General features: G+C 70.4%; 1 protein-coding gene and 1 pseudogene. Both read right to left on the bottom strand.

Annotation, left to right across the window (positions count from 1 at the left end; all coding sequences use genetic code 11):
- Nucleotides 1–122, bottom strand: a pseudogene (locus tag I5I_RS17540) (1-acyl-sn-glycerol-3-phosphate acyltransferase); the annotation flags it as partial.
- Between the two features lie 66 nt (nt 123–188).
- Nucleotides 189–1023, bottom strand: an 835-nt coding sequence (locus tag I5I_RS07405) for an ROK family protein (protein WP_036318180.1), incomplete at its 5' end; no start/stop codon positions are given.

Below are 1023 nucleotides of genomic sequence, written 5' to 3'. Positions count from 1 at the left end.
TGGTTGCTCGCGAGGATGGCGGCTCCCGACGACGGGACGTTCGTCCGCCCGACGATCCACGGTCGGAAGATCGCTTTGACGATCGGCCCGATCACGATGTACTTCATGACCCAGTAGAACATCAGGCGGGACTCACCTCTCTGTGACGTCTGTCCGTGTCCACGATGCGACGAGGATATCCCGACGGCTCACTGGCTGCGCAGCCCGGCGAGATCGGCGACGCCCACCATCCCCGCATCGTTGCCGAGTGTCGCCGTGACGAAGCGCGCGGTCGGTCGATTGCCGAAGCCGGGCAGAGAGGTCTCGTACGCCAGCCGCGTGGGCTCCAGCAGAACCTCGCCGAGGTCGGCGACGCCGCCGCCGATGACGTAGAGGTCGGGGTCGAGAACCGCCTGAAAGGCTCCGCAGGCCTCTCCGAGCGCGGTGGCCACGCGGCGCACGGCCTCGACGGCACCAGCGTCGTCCTCGGCGAGGAGGCGCGCCAGGTCGGGCCCGTGGACGATGCCGTCCGCATCGCGGTGCGCGGCCAGCCGCTCGCCGATGCCCCCGGCCTCGGCGATGTCACCCAGCTCGCGCTGCAGGGCGCGCCCCGACGCGTACTGCTCCAGACAGCCGTTCTGTCCGCAGCCGCACGGGCGACCACCGCGGACGAACCGCAGGTGACCGAGCTCCGCCGCGCTGCCGTTGGCACCGATGAGCAGACGTCCGTCGTTGATGACGGCGCCGCCCACGCCCGTGCCGAGGGTCACCATCACCATGTCGGTGGATCCCTGACCCGCTCCGAAGCGGTACTCGCCCCACCCCGCGGCGTTCGCGTCGTTCTCCAGCGTGACGGGACGGCCGATGCGTGCTTCGAACTGCGCACGCAACGGCTCGTCGTGCCAGTCGATGTTGGGCGAGAGCAGCATCACCGATCGACTGCGGTCGATGTAGCCCGCCGCAGCGACACCGACCGCCGCGACCTCGTGACGCGAGGCCAGCTCGTGCACCATCGCGGCGACCGCGTCGGCGAGCTCGCCGGTG

It is taken from the genome of Microbacterium sp. B24 (genome assembly GCF_000333415.1).
Lineage (GTDB): Bacteria > Actinomycetota > Actinomycetes > Actinomycetales > Microbacteriaceae > Microbacterium.
Note: the sequence above shows the minus strand (reverse complement) of the source record. Positions and strands in the feature narration are given on the sequence as shown.